Source organism: Nesterenkonia xinjiangensis, from assembly GCF_013410745.1.
Classification (GTDB): domain Bacteria; phylum Actinomycetota; class Actinomycetes; order Actinomycetales; family Micrococcaceae; genus Nesterenkonia; species Nesterenkonia xinjiangensis.
In genome coordinates this window covers 587,301-612,815 of the sequence record NZ_JACCFY010000001.1, presented here as the reverse complement: position 1 = coordinate 612,815, position 25,515 = coordinate 587,301, and the positions used below count along the sequence as shown (strand labels likewise).

Below are 25,515 nucleotides of genomic sequence, written 5' to 3'. Positions count from 1 at the left end.
CCAGGTGTCTGTCCGCAGCAGGCTCAGTCTGCTGCGGGCTGGGCGGCCACGTGACGGCGCAGTCCGTCGATCAGGGCATCGAGGGTCAGGCTGAACGCGCGGTCCGCCGCGGCCCGCGCATCCTGGCCGCGTCCCGCTGCGGCCTCGCTGAAGCGGGGCGCGAGGTCGGCGCGACGCCCCGGATTGAAGATGTCCGCCGGAGCAGAGGCGTCATAGGCGGCGCCGAACACCAGCGCCTCCACGCCGACGATCATGTCCACGGCTTCCGGCCCGGGGATCCCCGCGTTCTCCAGGGCGGCCGTGACGCGTTCGTACATGCGCAGCGTCTGGGGTGCGTCAGCCACGGGAAGAACGGCCATGATCGGGATCAGCTCCGTGTGCCGGATGTAGCAGTCCCGGTAGGACAGGGCCCAGCGCCGCAGCGCCTCCTCCCAGGGGAGGGTGCTGAATCCGCTGGTGTCGATCTGCTCGTTGAGCCGGTCCTGGAGCAGCACGAGCACGTCCTGCTTCGAGGAGACGTGGTTGTACAACGCAGAGGCGGCGACCCCGAGCTCCCGGGCCAGTGAGGCCATCGTCAGATGGTCGTAGCCGCGCGTGCTGACGATCCGGATGGCGGCCGCGGTGATTCCCTCGCGGGAGAGGACCGGCGATGACGGTCTGCCTCGGCGTCGAGGTGTGGGGTGATCCGGAGTCAACGAAGGTCCTTCGGGTCGATGGCGGGTGCGTGCGTGAGGGGCGGCTGTCGGAGTCGGTGCTGATCAGCCCGTGTCCTCGGCGATCCTCGCCGAGGGCGACAGGACGATCCCAGTCTAGGGCCCGGCCTGAGGGGGATCCTCTCGATGAATTGAGGAGCCGGTGATCCTCAGCAGGGGTTGACAATCCCAGCTCCATGACCGTTAATGAATGTAGTTCATTTAGATGTGAAGGAGAGCACAGTGACAGGCATCCGTTCGGTGGGAAGCAACGAGGTCCTCGACCGTGACGTCGTCGTGGTGGGGGCCGGCCCGGCCGGCCTCAGCGCGGCCCGTCGTCTGCAGCAGGAGGGCCGCAGTGTGGCCGTCCTCGAAGCCCGTGACCGCGTCGGCGGCCGCACCTGGTCCCAGGAGATCGACGGCGCGTTCCTCGAGATCGGTGGCCAGTGGGTCTCCCCAGACCAGAGCGAGCTGCTCGGGCTGCTCGAGGAGCTGGGTCTGCAGACCTTCCCTCGGCACCGCGACGGCGCCAACGTCTACCTGGCCCCGGACGGCACCCGGCACGAGTTCAACGGGGACATGTTCCCCGCCGGTGAGCACACCGTTGCCGAGATGACCCGGGTCATCGGCATCCTCGACCAGCTCGTCGACGAGATCGGCGCGCACGAGCCCTGGGCGCACCCGAAGGCCCGCGAGCTCGACACCGTCACCTTCGCCGAATGGCTGCGCGGACAGACCCAGGATGCGGCCGCCCGCGAGAACATCGCCATCTTCCTGGCCGGAGGCATGCTCACCAAGCCGGATCACGCCTTCTCCACCCTTCAGGCGGTGCTCATGGCCGCCTCGGCGGGGTCCTTCAGCAACCTGGTCGACGAGGATTTCATCCTGGACCGCCGCGTGGTCGGGGGCATGCAGGGCGTCTCCCAGGCCATGGCCGATCAGCTCGAGCCAGGGACCGTCCACCTGGAGAGCCCGGTGCGCACCATCGCCTGGGACGAGCCGCACGGCGCCACCGTCTGGTCGGACCGGGTCACCGTCCGCGCCCGCCAGGTGATCGTCGCCGTTCCTCCGAACCTCTACTCCCGGATCAGCTTCGAGCCGGCCCTGCCGCGGTTGCAGCACCAGATGCACCAGCACCAGTCCATGGGCCTGGTCATCAAGGTGCATGCGGTCTATGACCGTCCGTTCTGGCGGGAGGCGGGACTCTCCGGCACCGGCTTCGGCGCCGCGGAGGTCTGCCAGGAGGTCTACGACAACACCAACCACGAGGACCCGCGCGGCACCCTGGTCGCCTTCGTCTCCGATGAGAAGGCCGACGAGATGTTCGCCCTCCCGGAGGAGCAGCGCCGCCGGCGAATCCTGCAGTCGCTGGCCCACTACCTCGGTGATGAGGCCCTGGAGCCGGTGGTCTACTACGAGTCCGACTTCGGCTCCGAAGAGTGGACCCGCGGGGCCTACGCGGCCAGCTTCGACCTCGGCGGCCTGAGCCGCTACGGCGCCCACCAGCGTGACGCCGTCGGCCCGCTCCACTGGGCCTGCTCGGATCTGGCGGCCGAGGGCTACCAGCACGTCGACGGTGCCCTGCGGCAGGGTCGCCGCGCGGCGCAGGACGTGCTCGCCGCGCTGCCGGCCCCGGCGATCCAGGCCTGAGAGAGGAGCACGCGATGAGTTCGAAGACCCCAGAGGTTCAGACCGCCGGCGACGCCGCCGTCGTCTCCTCGGACCAGCCCTCGGCCCTGCGCCGGATCCTCGTCGGATTCGGCGGCGACGACCGCAGCCGCGACGCCCTGCGTCTGGGCGTCCAGCTCGCCCAAGCCTCCGACGCGGCGCTGCGCATCCAGCTGGTGGTTCGCCAGGACGCCTCCTTCACCCCGGCATACCCGCCGGTGGGCGACGTCGAGGACATCATTGCCGAGCAGGGGCGCGGCTGGCTGGCCGAGGCTGAGGACATGATCCCGGCCGACGTGGAGCTCAGCAGCAGGATCAGCCGCGCGGCCTCGGTGGCGGAGGGACTCATCGCGGCCGCCGAGGAGTTCGACGCCGACCTGCTCGTCACCGGTTCCGGAGTCGGCTCCCGGCGGCTCACCACCCACCCGGCGGTGAACGCTCTGCTGCACTCCTCCCCGGTGCCGCTCGCCCTCGCCCCGGTGGGGCACACGGGTGAGGACACGGTCAGCCATGTGTTCGCCGCGGTCTCCGCCGACCATGCCGTCCATCAGGTCACCGACGCCGCCGCCTCCTGGGCCGAGCAGCTTCACGTGCCCGTCAGCCAGGTGACCTTCCATGCAGGCGACGCCACGGCCGTCGACTGGCCGGCCGGGGGAGTGCTGCTGATCGGCTCCTCGAGGCTGGCCGGCCGCCGTCGGCTCTTCCTCGGAGACACTGCCGCGCGGATCCTCACGCAGCTGCCGATCCCGTTGATCGTCATGCCGCGCCACGACACCCCCGAACACCGGAACCTCGCGGACTCCGTCCGCTGAGCGAGGAGACAGCCATGACTCAGACTTCACGCAGCGCCCCCGCCGACGGGCTCGACGCCTCGCAGGGCGGTGACCACAGGAAAGGGCTCAGCGCCGGTGCGATCGGCGTGCTGGGCGGCGTCGTCATCGGGGTCTCCACCATCGCCCCGGCCTACACGCTCTCCGGCGCGGTGGGACCCACCGCCTCCGCGGTCGGCGAGCACCTGCCTGCCGTGCTCATCGTCGGGTTCATCCCGATGCTGCTGGTCGCGCTGGGCTACCGGCAGCTGAACCGGGCCATGCCGGACTCGGGGACCACGTTCACCTGGGCCTCGCGGGCGTTCGGGCCCTGGATCGGCTGGATGGGCAGCTGGTGCCTGCTGGCCTCCACCATCCTGGTGCTCTCCAATCTGGCCGGGATCGCGGTGGACTTCTTCTATCTGGCGATCAGTCAGCTCACCGGCATGGACTGGATCGCCGACCTGACCCGCAACGTGCCGATCAACATCATCACCTGCCTGGCATTCATGGCGGTGGCCGCCTACATCTCCTATCGAGGGCTGGAGGCCACGAAGGCCTTCCAGTACGTGCTGGTCTCCTTCCAGGTGATCGTGCTCGTCTGGTTCTCGGTCGCCGCCTTCCGGCACGTGGCCACCGGCACAGCCTTCGACGCCACCCAGTTCTCCTGGGACTGGTTCAACCCCTTCGGCGTGGAGTCCTTCTCCGCCTTCGCCGCAGGGATCGCGCTCTCAGTGTTCATCTACTGGGGCTGGGACGTGGTGCTGACCATGAACGAGGAGTCCCGCGGGATGACCACCACACCGGGCAAGGCCGCCCTGCTGACCATCCTGGTCGTCGTCGGGCTCTACACGCTGGTGACCCTGGCGACGCTGTCCTTCGCCGGAGTCTCCGCCACGGAGCTCGGCCTGGGCAACCCGGACATCCAGGAGAACGTCTTCGCGGCCCTGGCCGGCCCGGTCATGGGCCCTCTGGCGATCCTGATCTCCCTGGCGGTGCTCTCCTCCTCCGCCTCCTCGCTGCAGTCCACGATGATCTCCCCGGCGCGGACCATGCTCGCCATGGGCCACTACGGAGCGCTGAGCCCGAAGTACGCCCGGATCAGCCCCAAGCACCAGACCCCGGCCTACGCGACGATCGTCTCGGTGATCATCGCCTCGGTGTTCTACGCGGTGATGCGCGTGGTCTCGGAGAACGTCCTCTGGGACACCATCACCACCCTGGGCATGATGGTCTGCTTCTACTACGGAGTCACCGCCCTGGCCTGCGTCTGGTACTTCCGAGCCCAGGCCACCGATTCGCTGGGCTCCTTCATCAACAAGCTGCTGGCCCCGCTGCTGGGCGGGATCCTGCTGCTGATCTTCTTCTTCCAGACCGCCTGGGACTCGATGGACCCGGCCTACGGCTCCGGTTCGCAGATCGGCGGAGTGGGGCTGGTCTTCATCCTCGGGGTGCTGATCTTCGTCCTCGGCGTCGCCGCGATGCTCGTGCAGCACCGACGCAGCCCAGAGTTCTTCCGCCGCCGATTCGAGACCACCGAGCACCCCACCGACTGACAGCCGCCTGGCTGGGTGACGACGTCTCGTCGACGCACGGCCGGCTGAGGAGAGACCCCAAGGAGAGACATGGACACCCGCACCTTCATGCCCCCCGAGTGGGCGCCGCATGAGCGCACCTGGATGGCCTTCCCGCCGGAGAACGAGACCTTCGGCCCCGCCGGATCCCTGTCTCTGGCGCGTGCCCGGGCAGCCTGGTCACGGGTCGCGCGGACCATCGCCGCCGTGGAGCCGGTCACCGTGGTGGCCGACCCCGCTGACCACGAGGCCGCCCGGGAGGCCCTGGGCGAGGTCGCCGAGATCGTCACCATCGGTCTCGACGACGCCTGGATGCGAGACATCGGACTGACGTTCGTCCAGACCGCCGAGGGAAACGTCGCCGGGGTCGACTGGGTCTTCAACGGGTGGGGAGACCAGCCGTGGGCGCCGCACGAGCGCGACGCGAAGGTCGGCGTCGAGATGGCCGGGCTCGCCGGCGTCGAACGCATCGGCAGCCCGCTGGTCAACGAGGGCGGGGCATTCCACGTCGACGGCCGCGGGAACGTGCTGCTCACCGAGACGGTCCAGACCGATCCGGGCCGGAACCCGGGCCTGGACCGTGCCGCAATCGAGGCCGAGCTCCACGCTCGGTTGGGCACCCGGCATGCGGTGTGGTTCCCCCGCGGACTGACCCGCGACTATGAGGAGTTCGGCACCCGCGGACACGTGGACATGTTCGCCTGCTTCACCCCCTCGGGCAGCGTGCTGCTGCACCGGCAGGACGACCCCTCCCACCCGGACCACGAGGTCACCCGGCAGATGCGGCAGGTGCTGGAGGAGGCCGTCGACGCGGAGGGACGGCCCTTCGAGATCATCGACGTGCCGGCCCCGCGCACCGTCCGCGACGAGGACGGCGAGTTCGTCGACTGGACCTACATCAACCACTATGTGGCCCAGGGGCTCGTGGTGCTCTGCGCCTACGACGACGCCCACGACGAGCAGGCCGCCGCCATCCTCGCCCAGGCCTACCCCGACTGCCGCATCGAGCTGGTCGACGCCCGGGACATCCTCTGCTTCGGCGGAGGGATCCACTGCATCACTCAGCAGCAGCCCCGTCCCCGAGGTGACGAGGCCGGGCAGGCCGCACGGATGACGGAAGAGGATCAGCGATGATGGCAGGATTCGACGTCGTGGAGGCGACGATCCCGCAGATGCGGGCCGCTCTCGAGCGGGGTGAGACCACCAGCGAGGAGCTCGTGCAGGCCTCGTTGGCGAGGATCGAAGCCTATGACCAGCAGGGGCCGCGGCTCAACGCCGTGCCCGTGCGCAACGAGCAGGCGCTCGCCGAAGCCCGGGAGTCTGACGCGCGGCGTGCCCGAGGCGAGTCCCGGGGGCCGCTGGAGGGCATCCCGTACACCGCCAAGGAGAGCTACCAGGCCGCGGGACTGACGGTGGCGGCGGGCTCTCCGGCCTTTGCAGAACTGGTGGCCCAGAAGGACTCCTTCACCGTGGAGCGGCTGCGTGCGGCCGGAGCGGTGCTGATCGGGCTGACCACGATGCCCCCGATGGCCAACGGCGGCATGCAGCGCGGTCTGCGGGGACGGGCCGAGAGCCCGTACAACGGTGACTATCTCACCTCGGCCTTCGGCTCCGGCTCCTCCAACGGCTCCGGCACGGCGACGGCGGCGAGCTTCGGCGCGTTCGGCCTGGCGGAGGAGACCTGGTCCTCGGGCCGGGCCCCGGCCTCGAGCAACGCCCTGTGCGCCTACACCCCCTCCTGGGGGATGATCTCCATCCGCGGAAACTGGCCGCTGGTGCCCACCATGGACGTGGTGGTGCCGCACACCCGCAGCATGGAAGACATGCTCGAGGTCCTCGACGCCGTCGTGGTCGACGACGTCCAGACCCGCGGCGACTTCTGGCGGGTGCAGCCCTGGGTGGAGATCCCGAAGGCCTCCCAGCTCCGGCCGGAGAGCTTCCCCGCGCTGGGACCCGCCGACGCCGCGGCCGCCGCCGAGGTCCTCGACGGCGTGCGGATCGGCGCCCCGGCCCTGTACCTGGGCCTGGACGGCTCCGCGGGGACCGCCGAGCCGGGCCCGAACGGGGTGACCGGCATCGGGGGTTCCACCGGTCGACCCATCTCGCCGCGGCCCAGTGTGCTGCGGCTGTGGGAGCAGGCACGCCAGGACCTGGAGCGTCACGGCAGCCAGGTGAGCATCACCGATCTACCGGTGGTCACCAACTATGAGGGTGACCGGCCCGGGGCTCCGACCATCCGCACCCGCGGGCTGGTGGGGGAGGACTATCTGGATCGCGAGATCTTCGACCTCTCCGCCTGGGGCTGGGACGACTTCCTGCAGGCTAACGGTGATCCCGCGCTGGACAGGCTGGCCGCCGTCGATGGGGACCAGATCTTCCCGCATCCCGAGGGCGCCCTGCCCGACCGGTACCACGGTTTCGACGACGACATCGCCGCCTCGCCGCAGTTCATGCGGGACAACCCGGATCTGCGGCTGGAAGACATCCCGCATCTCGCCGAAGGACTGCACGGGCTGGTCCGCACCCGGGAGGTCGACTTCGAGCAGTGGATGGACCGGCTCGGGCTCGACGTCATCGCCTTCCCTGCGGTGGCCGACGTGGGTCCCGCCGACGCCGACGTCGATCCGGAGTCGGCGGAGCTGGCCTGGCGCAACGGCGTCTGGGTGGCGAACGGGAACCTCGTCTGGCGGCACCTGGGCATTCCCACGGTGACGGTGCCGATGGGCACCATGGAGGACACCGGGATGCCGGTCGGGCTGACCTTCGCCGGACGGGCGTACGACGATGTGAGGCTGCTGCAGATCGCCGCTGCCTTCGAGGCCACCGGTCGGCGTCGCACGGAGCCGCCCAGGACGCCGCGGCTGTCTGCTTCGTAGGATGGGTGGTGAGGCGCAGTTCCTCAGCCCCTGTCACGAAGGAGAGAGATGACCGAGCTACCCGAGACCCCCGTCGGTGCTGAAGAGACCCAGCGCACGACGTGGATGCGTCGCTACGCCGTGGACCCCGAGCTGGCCCAGGAGTTCGTCGCCTTCCTGCGCGACGAGGTCTTCCCTGCCCGTGAGGAGCGCGGATTCACGGTCGAATCCGTGTGGCTCTCCGCGGACAGCAGGCAGTTGACCTGGTTCGTCAGCCGCTTCGGCACGTCTGAGGAGTTCGCGAAGGCCGAGCAAGCGTGGGAGGAGTCCGAGGAGCGGGCTCGGATCTTCTCCGGCCGGCCGAAGTACGTGCTGGACAAGGATCTGCAGCAGGTCACCCGGCTGCGCTGAGCCTCATGACGTCATGATGACGTCATCGCCGCCCGTCGGGCACGACGGGCGGCGAACACGGCGCCCACCACCGAGGTCAGCATGCACGCGGCGATGGTCAGCGAGCCCACCAGCATCGCGGTGTGATGGTCGGCCAGGGCCGCGATGGTGAAGTACGCGCCGGTCACCCCGGCGATGCCCACGGCGGTGAAAAGCCGTTGGGAGGTCTGCGCGACGCCGCCGGCCGCACCGGCCATCCGGTGAGGGACGTCCTGCATGGACAGCGTCTGCGCGCTGGGGATGATCAGCGCCTGGGAGATCCCGTTGAGCGCCAGCGCGACCCCGATCAGCCACAGCCCGCCCGTCCCGGTGCCGATCAGCGCCGTGGCGCCGGCCAGTCCGAGCATCGAGACCACTGAGAGGATCGTGCCCAGCAGCAGCATCGCCGGTCCGCTGCTCTCCACCCGCCGCCCCACCTGGGCGGAGAGCAGCATGACCATCACCGCCGAGGGCAGCGTGACCAGGCCGGCCATCAGCGCCCCGTGGCCCAGCCCCTGCTGCACATAGACGGCCACGATCGCCCACACCGCCGGCATCCCCAGGAAGTACAAGGAGAGCACCAGGGTGTTCAGCGTGTAGCTCGGCCATGTGAACAGGGAGAGATCCACCATGGGCGCCTCCGCCGAGCGGCGGCCGAGGCGTCTCTCCCACAGCACCCAGAGTCCCATCAGGGCCGCTCCGGCGAGGCCGATCGCGGCCCCGGCCGCTGAGCGGAACTGGATGAACGGCAGCATGATCAGCACCACCGCCCCGGAGAGCAGCACCACCCCCAACGGGTCCAGGGCGCCCAGCCCGCGGCGCGCGGCGGCCGGGCCGACGTCCTCGGTGGGCCGGGGAAGCCACAGCGCGGCCAGCACGAAGGCCAGCAGCGTCAGCGGCACGTTGATCAGGAAGGTCAGCCGCCAGCCGACGTCCTCGCCGGCGACGTCGATGATCAGCCCGCCGATCGCGGGGCCCGCCGCGACCGCCACACCGATGACCGTGCTCATCAGCCCGTAGGCGCGCCCGCGAGCGGCCCCGCTGAACAGTCTCTGGATCATGCCGATGATCTGCGGGGTCAGCAGGCCTGCGCCGATGCCCATCAGCACGCGGGCGAGGTTCAGCACCAGCGGGGTGGGGGCCAGGGCGCAGAGCAGCGAGGCGGCTCCGAAGAACGCGACTCCGACGAGGAAGAACCGCCGCCGTCCCCACAGGTCGCCGGCGCGGCCCGCCGGCACCAGGGCGACGCCGAAGGCCAGCGCATAGCCGGAGAGCACCCACTGCAGATCGGAGGAGCCGGCGCCCAGTCCGGTCTCGATGGCCGGCAGCGCCACATTGACGATGCTGATGCTCATCAGCGCGGCGAACAGCGGGGTCAGCAGCGCGATCATCACCCGGCGGGCCGGGGGCGCGGGGGAGTCGGCGGCGCCGTCGTCGTCATGCGGGGTGGGGCTGGTCACATCGGGGCCAACCGATCCGACCCGCGAAATCTTCCCCCGCCGGCTGCCCGCACCCTACACTCACGCGCACAGTGGTATAGGGCACAGTGCTGATGAACAGGGGTGAGGGCCATGCTGACGGCCACGCTGATCCTGAAGGTTCCAGGCGGCATGCTGGTCAAGGAGGAGCAGCATCACGACAACGACGTCGAGGGGTACACCGGCCAGCACCTGATCCGCGGCGAGGAGGGGTTCACGTTCACCGTGGAGCACTACACCTACTCCCAGCATCGAGAGCACGCCGAGATCGAGCTCTCCGAACCGGTCGATGACGAGGGGCTCCATCGCGACCCGGCGCACGCGCTGCCGCGTTTCGGGTGGAGCCACCATCTGCTGCGACCGCCACGCTGACGGGATTCGCGGTCCTGGCCCGATCTCGGAGATAATCGGGACCATGAGTTCGCAGCCTCCCCTTGAATCCGGCGCCACCGGGCGACGCGCCGATGACGCCCTCCGCAGCTTCGGGCGCCGCTCATCCGGCATCACCTTCGCCGTGATGATCACGGTGCTGCTGGTGGCGCTGATCTTCGCCGCCAACCAGAATGACGTCATCGGCTGGATCATCGTCGCCATCTCCGCCGGTTGGCTGATCCTGGCCGGCATCCTGGTGATGTCGGTGCGCCGCGGCGCACAGAAGGTCGGCCAGACCCTGGACTCCGCCCGGGCGGACGCCGCCGCACGCCACACCGGTGCCGGCGGCACCGCGATCGTGGACGAGGACGCGCACTCCCGCAACATGAAGCTGGACCATTCGTTCAAGATCGTGCAGGTCCAGCGCCGGGTGATCGTCCAAGAGCTGGCCAAGGGCGAGGAGGCCGACCTGGAGATGGTCGACCGTGCCCTGGAGACCATCGAGATGACCGCCGCCAACGGTCGGGACATGCTCGCCGACCATGTCGGACGCGGCGGGGAGGATCGCCGCCGCACCGACGACGACCGGCCGATCAGCGGCGAGGTCGTCGACTAGCAGCCGCGTGCTCGCCCCGGGCGCCGGCCGGGCGCCCCCACAGACCGACGAGAGGACCATCCGTGGCAGACGAGACCAACCCCTTCGGCGAATTCCCGCACCGCGTCGTCGACCCCAAGGCCGACGGCGTCACCCGTGTGGCCTCGGTGAACGTCAACGGCATCCGGGCCGCCCACCGCAAGGGTATGGGGGAGTGGCTGGCAGCGCGCGACGTCGACGTCCTCGCCCTGCAGGAGGTCCGCGCCGATGAGGCGATCCTCACCAAGCTCATCACGGAGATGACCGCATCCACCGGCGTGGACTGGCACATCCACGATGAGGAGGCCGCCGCGAAGGGCCGGGCCGGGGTCGCGATCGTCTCCCGCAGCGCACCCACCGAGGTCCGTGCGGGAATCGGCGAGGCCCACCTCGAGGACCAGGGTCGCTGGGTGGAGGCCGACTTCACCCTCGGGGACGGGAGCACCCTGACGGTGGCCAGCGTCTACGTCCACTCCGGGGAGGTCGGCTCGATCAAGCAGGACCACAAGATGCGGTTCCTGGAGTACATGCGCCACCACCTGCCGGAGCTGGCCCGAACCCGGGACCACGTGCTCGTCGTCGGTGACCTCAACGTCGGCCACACCGAGCTGGACATCAAGAACTGGAAGGGCAACGTGAAGAACTCCGGCTTCCTGCCGGAGGAGCGCGCCTTCTTCGACGGCTACTTCGGTGAGGAGGGCGGCTACGTCGACGTCGCCCGCAGCCTGGCCGGGCCGGTGGAGGGCCCCTACACCTGGTGGTCCTACCGCGGGAAGGCCTTCGACAACGACACCGGCTGGCGCATCGACTATCAGATGGCCACACCGGCCCTGGCAGCCCTGGCGCACAACGCCACGGTGGACCGGGCGCTGGACTACTCGCTGCGCTGGTCCGATCACGCCCCCCTCGTAGTGGACTATCGCCTCCCGTAGGCTGTCCGACAGATCACAGACCGGGGCCGGCTCGAGGATGAGCCGGGAAGGCACGCCCGGAGGACCAGCACAGAGACGGACGAGGAGCAGGCGATGGTGACAGCCTTCGTGATGATCAAGACCGACCCGCAGGGCATCCCTGAGGCCGGCCACCAGATCGCCGACATCGACGGCGTCCAGGCGGTCTACTCGGTGACCGGCCCCTGGGACCTGATCGCCATGGTCCAGGGCCCCAGCTTCGACGAGCTCGCCGAGCTGATCCCGGACCGCATCTCGAAGGTGGCGGGGATCCGGGACACCGAGACGCTGCTGGCCTTCCGCACCTACTCGGACCAGGACCTCGAAGCGGGGTTCGCCCTCGGGCTGGACGAGTGAGGCGACGCCGACCGCAGGGTCCGTGACGGCGAGGCGAGGGCCGCCGTCGCCGGTGGAGGAGCGCAGCAGAGAGGTGTCATGACAGAGTCGTCGACGGCGCGGCAGAACGAGCGCGCGTTGGAAGAGGGGATCCACACGGATCTGCGGGAGAAGATGACCTACGGGTCCTATCTGCAGCTGGACAGGCTGCTCTCCGCGCAGGAGCCGGTCAGCGACCCCGAGCACCATGACGAGCTGCTGTTCATCATCCAGCATCAGACCACCGAGCTGTGGCTCAAGCTCGTGGTCCACGAGCTCCTCGCCGCCCGGGACCTCATCGTCGCCGATCAGCTGCAGCCCGCCCTGAAGCGCATCGCCCGGGTCAAGCACATCCAGCGCACCCTCACTGAGCAATGGTCGGTACTGGCCACGCTGACCCCCAGCGAGTACGCCGAGTTCCGCGATTCCCTGGGCAGCTCCTCGGGATTCCAGTCCTGGCAGTACCGGGCGGTGGAGTTCCTGCTGGGCAACAAGAACTCCCGCATGCTGACAGTCTTCGAGACCGAGCCGGAGTCCCACCGGCAGCTGGCGGAGCTGCTCGAGCAGCCCAGCATCTATGACGAGTTCATCCGTCACCTGGCTCGGCAGGGGCACCCGGTCCCGCAGGAGCTGCTGGAGCGGGACGTGCGCCGGGCCCACACCTCACATGAGGGACTGGTCGAGGTGTTCCGGGCAGTCTATGAGAACCCGGAGGAGCACTGGCTGGTCTACGAGAGCTGCGAGGAGCTGGTGGACCTGGAGGAGAACTTCCAGCTCTGGCGGTACCGGCACATGCGCACGGTGCTGCGGATCATCGGGACCAAGCAGGGCACCGGAGGCTCCAGCGGGGTCGGATTCCTGCAGAAAGCCCTGGACCTGACCTTCTTCCCCGAGCTCTTCGCAGTCCGTACCGAGATCGGACGCTGAGGAGATGACGATGCCCCCTCGCACCAGCTTCTCGGACACCAGCTTCTCGGACACCAGCGCCTTCACGGAGCGTGCCGCCGACCTGGACACCCAGGACCCGCTGGCCCCGCTCCGGGAGGAGTTCCTGCTCCCCGCGGAGGTGCGCTCCTACCTGGACGGCAACTCCCTAGGCCGGCCGACTCGTGCCGCCGCCGAGCGGCTGGGCAGCTTCGCCGTCGACGAGTGGGGCGCCCGGCTGATCCGCGGGTGGGACGAGTCCTGGTTCGAGCTGCCGCTGCGTCTCGGCGACCGCATCGCCGCGCTGACCCTGGGAGCCGCACCGGGCCAGACCTTCGTGGGTGACTCCACAACCGTCATCCTCTACAAGCTGATCCGGGCCGCACTCACCGCCCAGCCCGATCGTGACGAGATCATCCTCGACGCCGGGAACTTCCCCACCGACCGCTACGTCCTGGAGGGCATCGCCCGGGATCACGGCATGACCCTGCGCTGGATCCAGCCGGACCCGGTCGACGGCGTCGGACTCGACGACGTCGAGGCGCTGCTGGGGGAGCGCACAGCCCTGGTGGTGCTCAGCCATGTGGAGTATCGCTCCGGACACCTTGCGGACCTGCCGGGGATCACCGCGGCGGCACACCGGCACGGCGCGCTGGTGCTCTGGGACCTGTGCCACTCGGTGGGCTCCGTGGAGATCGCCCTGGACACCTGCGGGGTGGACCTGGCGGTGGGATGCACCTATAAGTACCTCAACGCGGGCCCCGGTGCCCCGGCCTTCGGGTATGTGGCCCACCGGCATCAGGAGAGCCTGCAGCAGCCTGTGCAGGGCTGGATGGGTGCGGCCGACCCGTTCGCGATGGGGCCCGCCTATCAGCCCCACCCGGGAATCCGCCGCTTCATCAGCGGGACCCCGCCGGTGACGGGCATGATCGCCATGGAATCGATGTTGGATCTCATCGAGAAGGCCGGCATGCCGGCGATCCGGCAGAAGTCCGAGGCGCTGACCGGCTTCGCCACCGAGCTCGTGGACGTGCTGCTCCTGCCCGAGGGGGTCCGCTACTCCTCGCCGCGGGACCCGGCGCACCGAGGCTCACACATCACAGTGGACCATGAGGACTTCGGCTCGGTGCTGCCGCAGCTCTGGAAGCAGGGAGTGATCCCCGACTTCCGGCCTCCGCACGGTCTGCGCCTCGGCCTGTCGCCGTTGTCGACGAGCTTCACCGAGGTGCTGCTCGGAGTGGAAACCATCCGGCGGGTCCTCCTCGACGTCCGAGACGCACGCTGATGACGCACCCGCCCCACGCACTTTCGGCCGCCGAGCGTGAGCAGGAGCAGCTGGAGGCCCTGCTGGCACGCCCTGTCGGGCCAGGGGAACGCGTCGCCTACGGAGACCACCCGGAGCAGCACCTGGAGCTCTTCGGCCCGGCCGAGACCGCTCAGCGCGCCGTCGTCCTGATCCATGGGGGCTACTTCAGGGATCGGACGAACCTTGTCCACGCGCGTCCGCTGGCCGCTGCGCTCGCCGAGGCGGGCGCCGCCGTGGCGCTGGTGGAGTATCGACGTGCCGGAGGCGGCGGCGGACATCCCCGCACCCTGCAGGACGTCATGGCCGCCGTCGCGCACTGCGTGGACCACTGGCCGGGCTGGGGCCTGCCCCCGGGTCTGGAGGAGGCTCCCGTGATCGCTGGTCACTCCGCCGGAGGATGCCTGGCGCTGGCCTGGGCAAGCCACCGAGGGGCCGGACTGCCGCGGGCGCGTGTCCGGGGGCTGGCGCCGATCACCGACCTGGTCCGCGAGGCGCGGCTGGGGCTCGCCGAGGGAGCCGTGCGGGACTACATGGGCGCCGACCCGGCCGATTCCCCTGAGGCCTACCGGTGGGAGGATCCGCGCTCGCGGGTCGGGCTGCTGCCGGCAGGTCTCGACGTGCAGATCCTCCACGGGACCGCCGACGCCACGGTCGACGTCGCCTTCTCCCGAGACGTCCCGCTGCCGCTGACCGAACTGGAGGGCGCCGGGCACGTCGACCTCATCGATCCCCAGTCCGAGTGGTTCCCCCGGGTGCGGCATGCGCTGCTGGACTGAGAGGGGACCCGCGGGGACCGATCGGCGCCGTTCCGGGCCCCTGACCGGGGAGTCCGGCGTCGCGCTGGTAACCTGACGGGGCATGGAGAAGAGACGACGCCGGAGCTGATCCGGCGCGAGCGATGAGGGAGAACATGGTCGAGCACAGTGCGCAGCTGGTGGGCATCTCAGATGAGCACCGGGTGCTCTCCGGCATGCAGCCCTCCGGGGATTCCCTGCACTTGGGGAACTACGTGGGCGCGCTGCTGAACTGGGTGACGATGCAGGAGAAGTACGATGCGTTCTTCTTTATCCCGGACCTGCACGGCATCACCGTGCCCCATGAGCCCGCCGAGCTGCGGAGCCGCACGCGCAACACCGCCGCCCAGTTTCTGGCCGGAGGCATCGACGTGGAGCGTTCCACCCTGTTCGTGCAGTCCCATGTGCCGGAGCATGTTCAGCTGTCCTGGATCCTGACCTGCATCACCGGGATGGGTGAGGCCTCTCGGATGACCCAGTTCAAGGACAAGTCCGCCAAGCAGGGGGCAGACTCCGCCGGGGTGGGCCTGCTGACCTACCCGATGCTGATGGCCGCCGACATCCTGCTCTACCAGCCCGACGGAGTGCCGGTGGGCGACGACCAGAAGCAGCATGTGGAGCTCGCGCGCAACCTCGCCCAGCGGTTCAACCACCGCTTCGGGGAGACCTTCCGCGTCCCGGAGCCGTTCATCCCCGAGGTCGGGGCGCGGATCTATGACCTGCAGGACCCGACCACCAAGATGAGCAAGTCAGCGTCCTCGCCGAACGGTCGGCTGAACATCCTGGATACGGACAAGAAGCTCGCCAAGAAGATCAAGTCCGCCGTCACCGACGCCGGGACGGAGATCCGTTTCGACCGGGAGACCAAGCCCGGCATCTCCAACCTGCTGAGCATCTACTCGGCAGTCTCTGGGAAGAGCATCGACGAGCTGGTCGAGGAGTATCAGGGAAAGATGTACGGGCATCTGAAGGTGGACCTGGCTGATGCCGTGGTGGCGAGGTTCGGTCCGATCCGTGACCGCGCACTGGAGCTGCTGGAGGATCCGGCCGAGCTGGACGCCCTGCTGGCCCGAGGCGCAGAGAAGGCCCGCGCGATCGCCTCTCCGCTTCTTGACGACGTCTATGCGAAGGTCGGTTTCCTGCCCTCGACCCGGGCCTGACCCGCCCCTGATGGTGAGCCCGGAGGTGAGACGCGAGTGAACCAGCACCCCTCACGGCTGCGCCCGCGGAGCTCCGGTCACAATGCACTGGTGCAGTCGGCTCGTGCCCGGATTGAGAGGATCGACGAGAGCACGGAGGTCCGTGCACGCCCGGACCCCATCGACTCGGCGGTGCTGAAGCAGGAGGAGCTGCGCGCCCGGGTGGCGCTGGGCCGGGCCCGCCGTGAGCGTCAGGGCCGGGTGAAAGTGGGGATGGCCATGCTCGAGTGGGCGCTGGCCCGCTGGGCGCGGTTCCGGCTGATCCGCGCGATCAATCTGTTCTTCTTCCACTACGGCACCGTCATGGCCGCCGGGGCGGCGTACATGATGTTCTTCTCGGTGGCCGCCATGCTGGTGGCCGGGTTCTCCGTGGCGGGACTGGTCATCGGCGGGGACGAGGAGATGCAGGCCTTCATCGTGGAGGCCGTGGAGACGGCTGTGCCCGGAGTCATCGACACCGGCGACGGTGGGCTGGCCAGTCCCGAGCGGCTTTTCGACACCGCCGGATTCAACGCGGCACTGGTGGTCTCGGTGATCGTGACGATCGTCGCTTCGTTGAGCTGGATCCACGGTCTGCGCTCTGGGATCCGCAGCATCTTCGACCGCCCGCTGATGGCCGAGTACATCTGGGTGGTGAAGTCCCGGGACTTCCTCATCATGCTGATCCTGGGAGTGGTGCTGGCCACCACCACGGCGGCCAACCTGCTCACGACGGTGTTCCTGGACGCCACGTTGGGGTTCCTGGGCTGGGAGGTCATGGACGGTCCGCTGACGCGGCTGACCACGCTCGGGGTCTCATTCGTCCTGGACGTGCTGGTGGCGATCCTGCTGATGCGTGTGGCCTCGCGGATCGTGATCCCCGTCTCTGCTCTGTGGCAGGCGGCGATCATCGCCGGCATCGGGTCCTCGCTGCTGCGGCAGCTCTCCACGCAGCTGATCTCGAATGCGACCGCGAACGAGCTGCTCCTGCCCTTCGCCACGGTCCTGGGGCTCTTCTTCTACTTCTACCTGTTCAGCCTGGTGTACCTGCTGGCGGCCGCCTGGGGCGCCGTCGTCGCCGCCGACCGCGCGGACAAGGGCTGACCTGCCCAATCCTTCACAGATCGTCTCTTCTTTGCGGATCGTCCGGATATTCAGGGACGATCCGCAAAGAAGAGACGATCCGGGGTCAGCGGCGTCGGGGGACGCCGGCGCGAGTGAGTCTCCGTGCCAGCTCGTCAGGCTGTTGGAGCTGCTCCCAGCCCCAGCGCACGACGACGCGCCCGGTCCGCCTGATCGCATCCTCACGAAGCTTCTCGGCGTACACGGCATCGGCCGCTTCCTCACCCGAGAGGCCTGAGTCTGCTCCGTACTTCAACCGACCGTCGAACTCCCCGGCGACGCCGGCTTCTCGCCACTCGAAGTCCAACCGAGCCCGCCCGGCGTCGGAAGAGACGGTCGTCTGCAGCTCCGGGGCGACGAATCCGAGCTCATGGATCCGCCACCGGGAGAGTGACTCTCCGGGAGATTCGGCACGCGGATCGGCGAAATCCAGCCGCTGGGCCAGGAGGCTTCGACGGCGAATCGTAGGGACGTGGCCCCACCAGGTGAGCAGCTGGGCCCGGGCGTCCCTCTCCGCGAGTCCGTCAGTCATGAGTCGGGCCACCACGGCATCCAATACGACGACGGCGTCGGGAGCCGGCAGACGCGTCACCGTGTCCACGGTGGCCAGCGGCAGCGGCTCAACCAGATAGCCGCCTTCTGGACCAGCGCACAGCGGTGAGGCTGTGCGGGGCAGATGAACTCGAGGGAGCAGAGTCTCGGCAGCGGAGGCGGGATTCTGTGCCGAGTGCTCCCGCAGGTCGTCTCTCACCCGCTCGGGTGGGATCACCGGCTCATGCCGTTGGGTCGGGATGCCGCGGAGCCGTGCCACGGCCGCAGGAGGCAGCCCCAGGGTCCTGACGAGCCGCTCCGGCGCTGTTCTGCCTGTCATCGGTGTCTGGCGTGTGAGGCGGACGGAGCTCCTTCGGAGCGTCCGCACGTGGACTCGCTGGGGCGGCGTGAGAAGGGGGATGCCCTGGAGAAGAAGTGCGCTGGTGCGGCAGAAGACGGTGCGAGGATCAGCCAGAGCGGTCGCAACCACCGCCAGCGCCGAACGATCCCAAGGGTGTGCTTCCATCCAGTCTCGAGCGGCGACGTAGACTCCGCGCCGGAGCCGAAGCATCTGGCCTGCGTCCACCTGCCTGCTCAACCGGACACCGGCGTGTGGCCACCATCAGCATCCGGACCGGCGACGTGAAGACTGATGCGCGGGTGATGACGTGTGAGCATGACCAGCACTCTGCCCCATATCGCCTGCTCCCTGCAGACGTTCTCCACAGGCCCATTCTCCGCCGCCGCAGATCGTCTCTTCGTTGCAGATCGTCCCTGAACCCGGAGACGATCTGCAACGAAGAGACGATCTGCGCAGGGGAAGGGCACTGGCCGCACCGTCTGCTGACGCACAAAGGCCCGCCGCATCACGCGGCGGGCCTCTGTGCGTACTTTTCAGCGTGTGCGGGTCAGCAGGTCACATGGCCCGGGTCAGGATGGCGGTCTTGACCTCCTGGATGGCTTTGGTGACCTCGATGCCGCGCGGACAGGCGTCCGAACAGTTGAAGGTGGTGCGGCAGCGCCACACTCCCTCCTTGTCGTTGAGGACCTCCAGGCGCATGTCGCCGGCGTCGTCGCGGGAGTCGAAGATGAAGCGGTGCGCATTCACGATCGCCGCAGGGCCGAAGTACTGGCCGTCGGTCCAGAACACGGGGCAGGAGGAGGTGCAGGCCGCGCAGAGGATGCACTTGGTGGTGTCGTCGAAGCGCGCACGGTCCTCGGGGGACTGCAGCCGCTCCGCCGTCGGGGCGGGGGAGTTGTTGACCAGGAACGGCATGATCTCGCGGTAGGACTGGAAGAAGGGCTCCATGTCCACCACCAGGTCCTTCTCCACCGGAAGGCCCTTGATCGGCTCCACCAGGATCGGCTTGGAGGTGTCGAGGTCCTTCAGCAGAGATTTGCAGGCCAGTCGGTTGCGGCCGTTGATCCGCATGGCGTCGGAGCCGCAGATGCCGTGGGCGCAGGACCGGCGGAAGGTCAGCGAGCCGTCGTGCTCCCACTTGACCTTGTGCAGGGCGTCGAGCACGCGGTCGGTGCCGTACATGGTCAGGGTCCACTCGTCCCAGCGGGCCTCGTCGGAGAACTCCGGGTCGTAGCGGCGCACCTTCAGGGTGATCTCGAAGCTGGGGATCTCCCCGCCTCCGCCGGTGCTCTGGGCGAGGTCAACCTTCGAGGCTGGCTCGGCGACGTCTTGGGTGGGGGTGCTCATCAGTACTTACGCTCCATCGGCTCGTAGCGGGTGAAGACGACCGGCTTGGTGTCGAAGCGGATGCCCTGGGTGCCCTCGGTCTCGGCCTCGGGGTCCTGGTACAGCATCGAGTGCAGCATGAAGTTCGCGTCGTCGCGGTCCGGGAAGTCCTCGCGGTAGTGGCCGCCGCGGGATTCCTGCCGGTGCAGTGCGGCCACTGTCATGACTTCGGCCATGTCCAGGAGGAAGCCGAGCTCCACGGCCTCGAGCAGGTCGAGGTTGAAGCGGCGGCCCTTGTCCTGGATCTGCACCTGCTTGTAGCGCTCGCGCAGGTTCGCGATGACTCCGAGCGCCTCCTTGATGGTCTCCTCGGAGCGAAACACCTGCATGTTGGCGTCCATGGTCTCTTGGAGCTCCGCGCGGATCGCGGCCACCCGTTCGCCGCCGTTGCCGTTGCGCACGGTGGCCAGCAGCTCTTCGGTGCGGGCGGTCGGGTTCTCCGGCAGCTCCACGAAGTCCGCACCGGAGGCGTACTCGGCGGCCGCGATTCCGGCCCGCTTGCCGAAGACGTTGATGTCAAGCAGGGAGTTGGTGCCGAGTCGGTTGGAGCCGTGCACGGAGACGCAGGCGACCTCACCGGCGGCGTAGAGGCCGGGGACGGTGGTGGTGTTGTCCTGGAGGACCTCCGAGGTCACCGTGGTCGGCACCCCGCCCATCGCGTAGTGGCAGGTCGGGAACACCGGCACCGGCTCGGTGTAGGGCTCCACGCCCAGGTAGGTGCGGGCGAACTCGGTGATGTCCGGGAGCTTCGCATCGATGTGCTCCGGTTCCAGGTGCGTCAGGTCCAGCAGGACGTAGTCCTTGTTCGGGCCGCAGCCGCGGCCCTCGCGCACCTCGTTGGCCATGGATCGGGCCACGATGTCTCGCGGGGCGAGGTCCTTGATGGTGGGGGCGTAGCGCTCCATGAAACGCTCACCCTCGGAGTTGCGGAGGATGCCGCCCTCGCCGCGGGCCGCCTCGGAGAGCAGGATGCCCAGCCCGGCCAGGCCGGTGGGGTGGAACTGCACGAATTCCATGTCCTCCAGCGGGATGCCGGCGCGGTAGGCGATGGCCATGCCGTCGCCGGTCAGCGTGTGGGCATTGGAGGTGGTCTTGAAGATCTTGCCCAGGCCGCCGGTGGCGAAGACCACGGACTTGGCCTGGAAGATGTGGATCTCACCATTGGCAAGGTCATAGGAGACGACGCCGGCTACGCGCTTCTGCATGTACCGGGTGCCGTCCTCACGGGTGGCTTCCTCCTCCACGGTGAGGAGGTCGAGCACGTAGTACTCGTTGTGGAACTCCACATTGTGCTTGACGCAGTTCTGGTAGAGCGTCTGCAGGATCATGTGGCCGGTGCGGTCCGCGGCGTAGCAGGCGCGACGCACTGCGGCCTTGCCGTGATCGCGGGTGTGGCCGCCGAAGCGGCGCTGGTCGATCTTGCCCTCCGGGGTGCGGTTGAAGGGCAGGCCCATCTTCTCCAGGTCGAGGACCGCGTCGATGGCCTCCTTGGCCATGACCTCGGCAGCATCCTGGTCGACCAAGTAGTCACCGCCCTTGACCGTGTCGAAGGTGTGCCACTCCCAGTTGTCCTCCTCGACGTTCGCCAGCGCGGCGCACATGCCGCCCTGGGCGGCGCCGGTGTGGGAGCGGGTGGGGTAGAGCTTGGTCAGCACCGCGGTGTGGGCGCGCTGGCCCGATTCGATGGCGGCACGCATGCCCGCGCCGCCCGCACCGACGATCACGACGTCGTACTTGTGAACCTGCATCAGCTTGGGTGTCTCTCTTCGGTCGAAGTGGTGGAAGCGTCTCCGGCGGGCCCGCGCTCCCCGCCGTCGTCCCGGGCGGCGATGCCCGGGGGCCACGACGGGGAGGGGCGCACGTCGGTCAGCTCGGGCAGACGGCCCGCGGCAGCGGCTCGCCGGTGGTGCTGTCCAGCAGGCAGGGCTCGAAGGTGAAGATCACCAGGGTGCCCAGGATGATGATCACGGCGCTGCCGATGTAGAGGATCGACTTCAGCCACAGGCGCGTCGAGTCCTTCTCGGCGTAGTCGTTGATGATGGTGCGCATGCCGTTGGTGCCGTGCAGCATCGCCAGCCACAGCATCGTCAGGTCCCAGAACTGCCAGACCGGGTTGGCCCACTTGCCGGCGACGAAGCCGAAGTCGACCTGGTGGATGCCGTCGCCCACCATGAGGTTCACCCAGAGGTGCACGAAGATCAGTACCACCAGGGCGATGCCGGAGAGGCGCATAAAGACCCAGGCGGCCATCTCGAAACTCCCCGAGGAGGTCTTGTTCCGCAGGTACTTGGGGTCCACGCGTCCCGAGCGCGGAGCCTCGATGCCCTGCGCGGGAAGGACTGCTTCAGAGTTCGTGGTGGTCATCGATCAGTTCCACCCTTCCAGGAAGAGCATCAGGTGACGGACGCTGAAGGCGACCATGGTCACGAGCCAGAGGGCGAGCACGCCCCAGAGCATCTGCTTGTGGTAGCGGGTGCCCTTCTTCCAGAAGTCCACCAGGATGATCCGCAGGCCGTTGAAGGCGTGGAAGACGATCGCGCCGACGAGGCCGATCTCTCCGACGATCATGATGGGGTTCTTATAGGCACCGATGACGGCATCGTATGCCTCCGGGGAGACGCGCACGAGTGAGGTGTCGAGCACGTGGACCAGGAGGAAGAAGAAGATGCCGACGCCGGTGATCCTGTGGCCGACCCAGGACCACATGCCTTCTCGGCCCCTGTAGAGGGTGCCTTTGGTTTGCGTCACGTGTGTAAACCTCCCTGCATCGTCGCATGGCGTTCCGCCCGCCCTTCCTTGGGTGCGCATCTGATCGCAGTTGGCGGAGCGGATATCTGTGACGCCGGTGCGAGTGCGATCTACGTACCAGGGTAAGCCACCGTCACCTGTGACACGGGCCGTGGCGCATTCCTGGACGCTATGTTGCGCGGATCATCGTAGACCTTCCACCGGGAGGCCGCGGAATCATGACCTGATCCATGCCAGGTTCAACGGGAGGCGGAAAGCCACTTTCCTCGACGGCCTCGGTCGGTACGCAGGACCCGATCAGGTCTTCTGCGGCTGACGCGTCTACCCTGGTGACGTGACTTTCGCACATGACGCATACCTGGCCGGGGCCGCGGGCCCCCGGCATGCCGGGGACTCCGACGCCGCCACGCACGGCGCTGACGTCGACGCCGCGGCAGGATCCTCCGCAGAGCCCCTCAGCTTCGAACGCTTCTACACCGTGATCCCCGCCGGCGGCGTGGGCACGCGCCTGTGGCCGCTCTCGCGCGCCAACGCGCCGAAGTTCCTGCATGACCTCACCGGTTCGGGCACCACGCTGATCCGCGGCACCTACGAGCGGCTGGCCCCGCTGACCGGGGAGCGGGTCGTCGTCGTCACCGGGGAGCAGCATCGCGACGCCGTGCGCGCCCAGCTGCCCGAGGTCGACGACGCCGACCTGGTGCTGGAGCCATCGCCGAAGGACTCCGCGGCGGCGATCGGCCTGGCCGCGGCCATCCTGCACCGGCGCAGCCCTGACATCATCATGGGGTCCTTCGCCGCGGACCAGGTCATCGCTCCGGTGGACGTCTTCCAGGCGGCGGTGCGGGAGGCGGTCGCCACCGCGGTCAGCGGCAAGATCGTCACCATCGGCATCACGCCGACCCACCCGTCGACGGCCTTCGGCTACATCCGCCGGGGCGATCGGCTGGAGGTCCCTCACGCTCCCAGCGCCCGGCAGGTCGCCGAGTTCGTGGAGAAGCCCGGAGAGGAGCGCGCCCGGCAGTATGTGGCCGACGGGGACTACCTCTGGAACGCCGGGATGTTCGTCGCCCCGGTGGGACTGCTGCTGCAGCACCTGCAGGCCGCCGAGCCGCAGCTGCACGCCGGCCTGGTGGAGATCGCCGAGGCCTGGGGCACCGAGCGCCAGGACGAGGTCATGCAGCGGGTCTGGCCGGGCCTGCCGAAGACCGCCATCGACTACGCGGTGGCCGAGCCGGCCGCCGACGCCGGCGATGTGGCGGTCATCCCCGGGGACTTCACCTGGGACGACGTCGGCGACTTCGCGGCGATCGCGCGGCTGAACCCCGCCCACGAGCAGGACGAGATGACCGTGCTGGGGGAGAAGGCACGGGTCTACTCCGACCAGTCCAGCGGGGTCGTCGTCTCGGACACCCAACGGGTGGTCGCGCTCATCGGGGTGGAGGGCATCGTAGTGGTCGACACCGAGGATGCGCTGCTGGTCACCACCACAGATCACGCTCAGTCCGTCAAACAGGCCGTGGAGGCGCTGCGCGAGAAGGGAGACTCCGATGTCCTCTAGCCAGGCGCCCTTCGGGGCGACGCGCCGTGGCGCGGCCGACGTCGTCGAGGACCTCGAGCAGCGACTGATCGCCATGCGCCGCGAGATCCACAGCCGCCCGGAGCTGTCCTGGCAGGAGGTGGAGACCACGACCCGGCTCGCCGCCTGGCTGCGCGAGGCGGGTCTGGAGCCGCAGATGCTGCCGGAGACCACCGGGCTGTTCGTCGACGTCGGCGCCGGGCCGCTGGTGGCCGGCTTCCGGGGAGACATCGACGCGCTGCCGGTCACCGAGCTCACCGACCTGGAGTACGCCTCACGGAACCCCGGCGTCGCCCACGCCTGCGGGCATGACATCCACACCACGGTGATGCTCGGCCTGGTGCTGAGCCTGCAGCGGCTGCACACCGAGAACCCGGGCGGGCTCGGCGGCTCCGTGCGGGTGATCTTCCAGCCGGCCGAGGAGACCATGCCCGGCGGCGCCCTGGAGGTCATTCGCCGCGGCGTGCTGGAGCCGGTGCCTCGGGTCTTCGCGCTGCACTCGGACCCGCGCATCGACGTCGGCACCATCGGCACCCGGATCGGCGCGATCACCTCGGCGGCGGACGTGGTGCGCATCGAGGTGACCGGACGGGGCGGGCACACCTCGCGGCCGCACCTGACCGAGGACGTCGTCTCGGCGCTCGCCCACATCGCCAGCACCGCCCCCAGCGTGCTTTCCCGCCGGGTGGACGTCCGCTCGGCGGTCTCCCTGGTGTGGGGGCAGATCCAGGCCGGCAGCGCGCACAACGCCATCCCCTCCACGGGCACTCTGGTCGGCACCATGCGGGTGCTGGACGCGGAGGCCTGGCGCGGGGCCGGCGAGCTGCTGGAGGAGATCATCACCCAGTGCGCGGCGCCCTTCGGAGTCGACGTCGCCTTGGAGCACATCCGCGGAGTGCCTCCGGTGAACAACGCCGAGGCTGAGACCATGCTGCTGGAGGAGTGCGGACGGGCCATGCTCGGCGCCGACGCGGTGGAGCTGGCACCGCAGTCCATGGGCGGGGAGGACTTCGCCTGGATGACGCAGGAACGGCCCGGGGCCATGTTCCGCCTCGGCACCCGCACCCCCGGCGGGGAGGACTTCGACCTGCACCGCGGCGACTATGCCCCTGACGAGCGCGCGCTGGCGGCCGGCACCAAGGTCATGGTGGCCGCCGCGCTGCGTGCGCTGCAGGACCACCGCCACGACGGCGTCCCCGACCACCCGTAGGATGACCCCATGAGCGTTGAACACCCCAGCGGCTCGGGCTCCGTCCCAGGACCCTCAGGTCCTGTCGGCGGACCCCCTGCGGAGCCGGACGACTTCGACTTCACCGGCAGCCTGCGGCTCGCCCCCGGCGGCGGGGGGGTGGATTGGGACGTCCTGCACACCCAGGCCCGGATCGCCATGACCAAGGCCTATGTGCCGTACTCGAAGTACCCTGTCGGGGCGGCGGCGCTGCTGGAGACCGGCAGCATCGTCTCCGGCTGCAATGTGGAGAACGCCTCCTACGGGCTGACCCTCTGTGCGGAGTGCACGATGGTCGGTCAGCTGCAGATGACCGGTGGTGGGCGCATCGTGGCGTTCACGTGTGTCAACGGCGACGGTGAGCCCATCACGCCGTGCGGCCGGTGCCGTCAGCTGCTGCATGAGTTCTCGGCCGAGACCATGTACATCCGCACCGCCGAGGGTGTCACCACCCTGCAGGACCTGCTGCCGCAGGCCTTCGGCCCTCGAGACCTCGAGGCCTGAACGCCGCGGAGCCGACCTTCC

General features: G+C 69.0%; 25 protein-coding genes. 18 read left to right on the top strand and 7 right to left on the bottom strand.

Going from position 1 to position 25,515, the window contains the following annotated elements:
• Nucleotides 1–23 precede the first annotated feature (23 nt).
• Complete coding sequence (locus HNR09_RS02800) at nt 24–695, bottom strand: TetR/AcrR family transcriptional regulator (protein WP_179540668.1); 672 nt, start codon at nt 693–695, stop codon at nt 24–26.
• Between the two features lie 240 nt (nt 696–935).
• On the opposite strand from HNR09_RS02800, the gene HNR09_RS02795 reads away from it, so the two are divergent.
• From HNR09_RS02795 to HNR09_RS02770, 6 genes are all read left to right on the top strand, one after another.
• The gene (locus HNR09_RS02795; RefSeq protein ID WP_179540667.1) at nt 936–2,342 is read left to right on the top strand and encodes an FAD-dependent oxidoreductase; all 1,407 of its coding nucleotides are present in this window, start codon (nt 936–938) and stop codon (nt 2,340–2,342) included.
• Between the two features lie 14 nt (nt 2,343–2,356).
• Complete coding sequence (locus HNR09_RS02790; RefSeq protein WP_179540666.1) at nt 2,357–3,172, top strand: universal stress protein; 816 nt, start codon at nt 2,357–2,359, stop codon at nt 3,170–3,172.
• Between the two features lie 14 nt (nt 3,173–3,186).
• Nucleotides 3,187–4,725, top strand: a complete 1,539-nt coding sequence (locus HNR09_RS02785; RefSeq protein WP_179540665.1) for an APC family permease — start codon at nt 3,187–3,189, stop codon at nt 4,723–4,725.
• Nucleotides 4,726–4,794: 69 nt separating this feature from the next.
• Nucleotides 4,795–5,877, top strand: coding sequence for an agmatine deiminase family protein (locus tag HNR09_RS02780; RefSeq protein ID WP_179540664.1), 1,083 nt, complete (start codon nt 4,795–4,797; stop codon nt 5,875–5,877).
• Nucleotides 5,877–7,619 (top strand): amidase, encoded by a 1,743-nt coding sequence (locus HNR09_RS02775; protein WP_218882004.1) that lies wholly within the window; start codon nt 5,877–5,879, stop codon nt 7,617–7,619. The genes HNR09_RS02780 and HNR09_RS02775 overlap by 1 nt, the downstream gene beginning before the upstream one ends.
• 48 nt (nt 7,620–7,667) lie before the next feature.
• Entirely contained in the window at nt 7,668–8,009 is a 342-nt protein-coding gene (locus HNR09_RS02770) for a hypothetical protein (RefSeq protein ID WP_179540662.1), read from the top strand.
• Nucleotides 8,010–8,020: 11 nt separating this feature from the next.
• Here HNR09_RS02770 and HNR09_RS02765 read toward each other — a convergent pair whose 3' ends face one another.
• Nucleotides 8,021–9,487 carry an MFS transporter gene (locus HNR09_RS02765; RefSeq protein ID WP_343047426.1) on the bottom strand — a complete coding sequence of 489 codons (1,467 nt, stop codon included), beginning with the start codon at nt 9,485–9,487 and terminating at the stop codon, nt 8,021–8,023.
• A gap of 111 nt (nt 9,488–9,598) precedes the next feature.
• Between HNR09_RS02765 and HNR09_RS02760 the strand changes: the two genes are divergently transcribed.
• The 9 genes from HNR09_RS02760 (at nt 9,599) to HNR09_RS02720 (ending at nt 17,142) form a co-directional block, all read left to right on the top strand.
• Entirely contained in the window at nt 9,599–9,877 is a 279-nt protein-coding gene (locus tag HNR09_RS02760) for a hypothetical protein (RefSeq protein WP_179540661.1), read from the top strand.
• Nucleotides 9,878–9,920: 43 nt separating this feature from the next.
• On the top strand, nt 9,921–10,493 hold the full coding sequence (locus HNR09_RS02755; protein WP_179540660.1) for a hypothetical protein: 573 nt from the start codon (nt 9,921–9,923) through the stop codon (nt 10,491–10,493).
• Between the two features lie 62 nt (nt 10,494–10,555).
• Complete coding sequence (locus HNR09_RS02750) at nt 10,556–11,443, top strand: exodeoxyribonuclease III (protein ID WP_179540659.1); 888 nt, start codon at nt 10,556–10,558, stop codon at nt 11,441–11,443.
• A gap of 93 nt (nt 11,444–11,536) precedes the next feature.
• The gene (locus HNR09_RS02745) at nt 11,537–11,818 is read left to right on the top strand and encodes an Lrp/AsnC family transcriptional regulator (RefSeq protein WP_179540658.1); all 282 of its coding nucleotides are present in this window, start codon (nt 11,537–11,539) and stop codon (nt 11,816–11,818) included.
• Between the two features lie 78 nt (nt 11,819–11,896).
• On the top strand, nt 11,897–12,763 hold the full coding sequence (gene kynA / locus HNR09_RS02740; RefSeq protein WP_179540657.1) for a tryptophan 2,3-dioxygenase: 867 nt from the start codon (nt 11,897–11,899) through the stop codon (nt 12,761–12,763).
• Nucleotides 12,764–12,773: 10 nt separating this feature from the next.
• Complete coding sequence (gene kynU / locus HNR09_RS02735) at nt 12,774–14,045, top strand: kynureninase (protein ID WP_179540656.1); 1,272 nt, start codon at nt 12,774–12,776, stop codon at nt 14,043–14,045.
• Nucleotides 14,045–14,842, top strand: coding sequence for an alpha/beta hydrolase (locus HNR09_RS02730; protein ID WP_179540655.1), 798 nt, complete (start codon nt 14,045–14,047; stop codon nt 14,840–14,842). Before kynU ends, HNR09_RS02730 begins: the two co-directional genes overlap by 1 nt.
• Before the next feature lie 134 nt (nt 14,843–14,976).
• Nucleotides 14,977–16,020 (top strand): tryptophan--tRNA ligase, encoded by a 1,044-nt coding sequence (trpS, locus tag HNR09_RS02725; protein ID WP_246348695.1) that lies wholly within the window; start codon nt 14,977–14,979, stop codon nt 16,018–16,020.
• 90 nt (nt 16,021–16,110) lie between these two features.
• Nucleotides 16,111–17,142: a YhjD/YihY/BrkB family envelope integrity protein gene (locus tag HNR09_RS02720; protein ID WP_179540653.1), complete on the top strand. Its 1,032-nt coding sequence runs from the start codon at nt 16,111–16,113 to the stop codon at nt 17,140–17,142.
• Between the two features lie 85 nt (nt 17,143–17,227).
• Here the strand turns inward: HNR09_RS02720 and HNR09_RS02715 are convergent, their stop codons facing one another.
• The 5 genes from HNR09_RS02715 to sdhC all read right to left on the bottom strand — a co-directional run bounded on the left by HNR09_RS02715 (nt 17,228) and on the right by sdhC (nt 22,186).
• Nucleotides 17,228–18,031: a hypothetical protein gene (locus HNR09_RS02715; protein ID WP_179540652.1), complete on the bottom strand. Its 804-nt coding sequence runs from the start codon at nt 18,029–18,031 to the stop codon at nt 17,228–17,230.
• A 576-nt stretch (nt 18,032–18,607) separates the two neighbouring features.
• A complete protein-coding gene (locus HNR09_RS02710; protein WP_179540651.1) occupies nt 18,608–19,399 on the bottom strand; it encodes a succinate dehydrogenase iron-sulfur subunit in 792 nt (263 codons plus the stop codon).
• Nucleotides 19,399–21,186 carry a succinate dehydrogenase flavoprotein subunit gene (sdhA, locus tag HNR09_RS02705; RefSeq protein ID WP_179540650.1) on the bottom strand — a complete coding sequence of 596 codons (1,788 nt, stop codon included), beginning with the start codon at nt 21,184–21,186 and terminating at the stop codon, nt 19,399–19,401. The genes HNR09_RS02710 and sdhA overlap by 1 nt, the downstream gene beginning before the upstream one ends.
• A gap of 118 nt (nt 21,187–21,304) precedes the next feature.
• Nucleotides 21,305–21,802: a succinate dehydrogenase hydrophobic membrane anchor subunit gene (locus HNR09_RS02700; protein ID WP_179540649.1), complete on the bottom strand. Its 498-nt coding sequence runs from the start codon at nt 21,800–21,802 to the stop codon at nt 21,305–21,307.
• A 3-nt stretch (nt 21,803–21,805) separates the two neighbouring features.
• Nucleotides 21,806–22,186 (bottom strand): succinate dehydrogenase, cytochrome b556 subunit, encoded by a 381-nt coding sequence (sdhC, locus tag HNR09_RS02695; protein WP_179540648.1) that lies wholly within the window; start codon nt 22,184–22,186, stop codon nt 21,806–21,808.
• Nucleotides 22,187–22,664: 478 nt separating this feature from the next.
• Between sdhC and HNR09_RS02690 the strand changes: the two genes are divergently transcribed.
• From HNR09_RS02690 to HNR09_RS02680, 3 genes are read left to right on the top strand one after another with little or no spacing between them, the layout of a single operon-like run.
• Nucleotides 22,665–23,744, top strand: coding sequence for a mannose-1-phosphate guanylyltransferase (locus HNR09_RS02690; RefSeq protein WP_343047577.1), 1,080 nt, complete (start codon nt 22,665–22,667; stop codon nt 23,742–23,744).
• A complete protein-coding gene (locus HNR09_RS02685; RefSeq protein ID WP_179540647.1) occupies nt 23,734–24,972 on the top strand; it encodes an amidohydrolase in 1,239 nt (412 codons plus the stop codon). The genes HNR09_RS02690 and HNR09_RS02685 overlap by 11 nt, the downstream gene beginning before the upstream one ends.
• Nucleotides 24,973–24,981: 9 nt before the next feature.
• The gene (locus HNR09_RS02680) at nt 24,982–25,494 is read left to right on the top strand and encodes a cytidine deaminase (RefSeq protein ID WP_179540646.1); all 513 of its coding nucleotides are present in this window, start codon (nt 24,982–24,984) and stop codon (nt 25,492–25,494) included.
• Nucleotides 25,495–25,515: the final 21 nt, after the last annotated feature.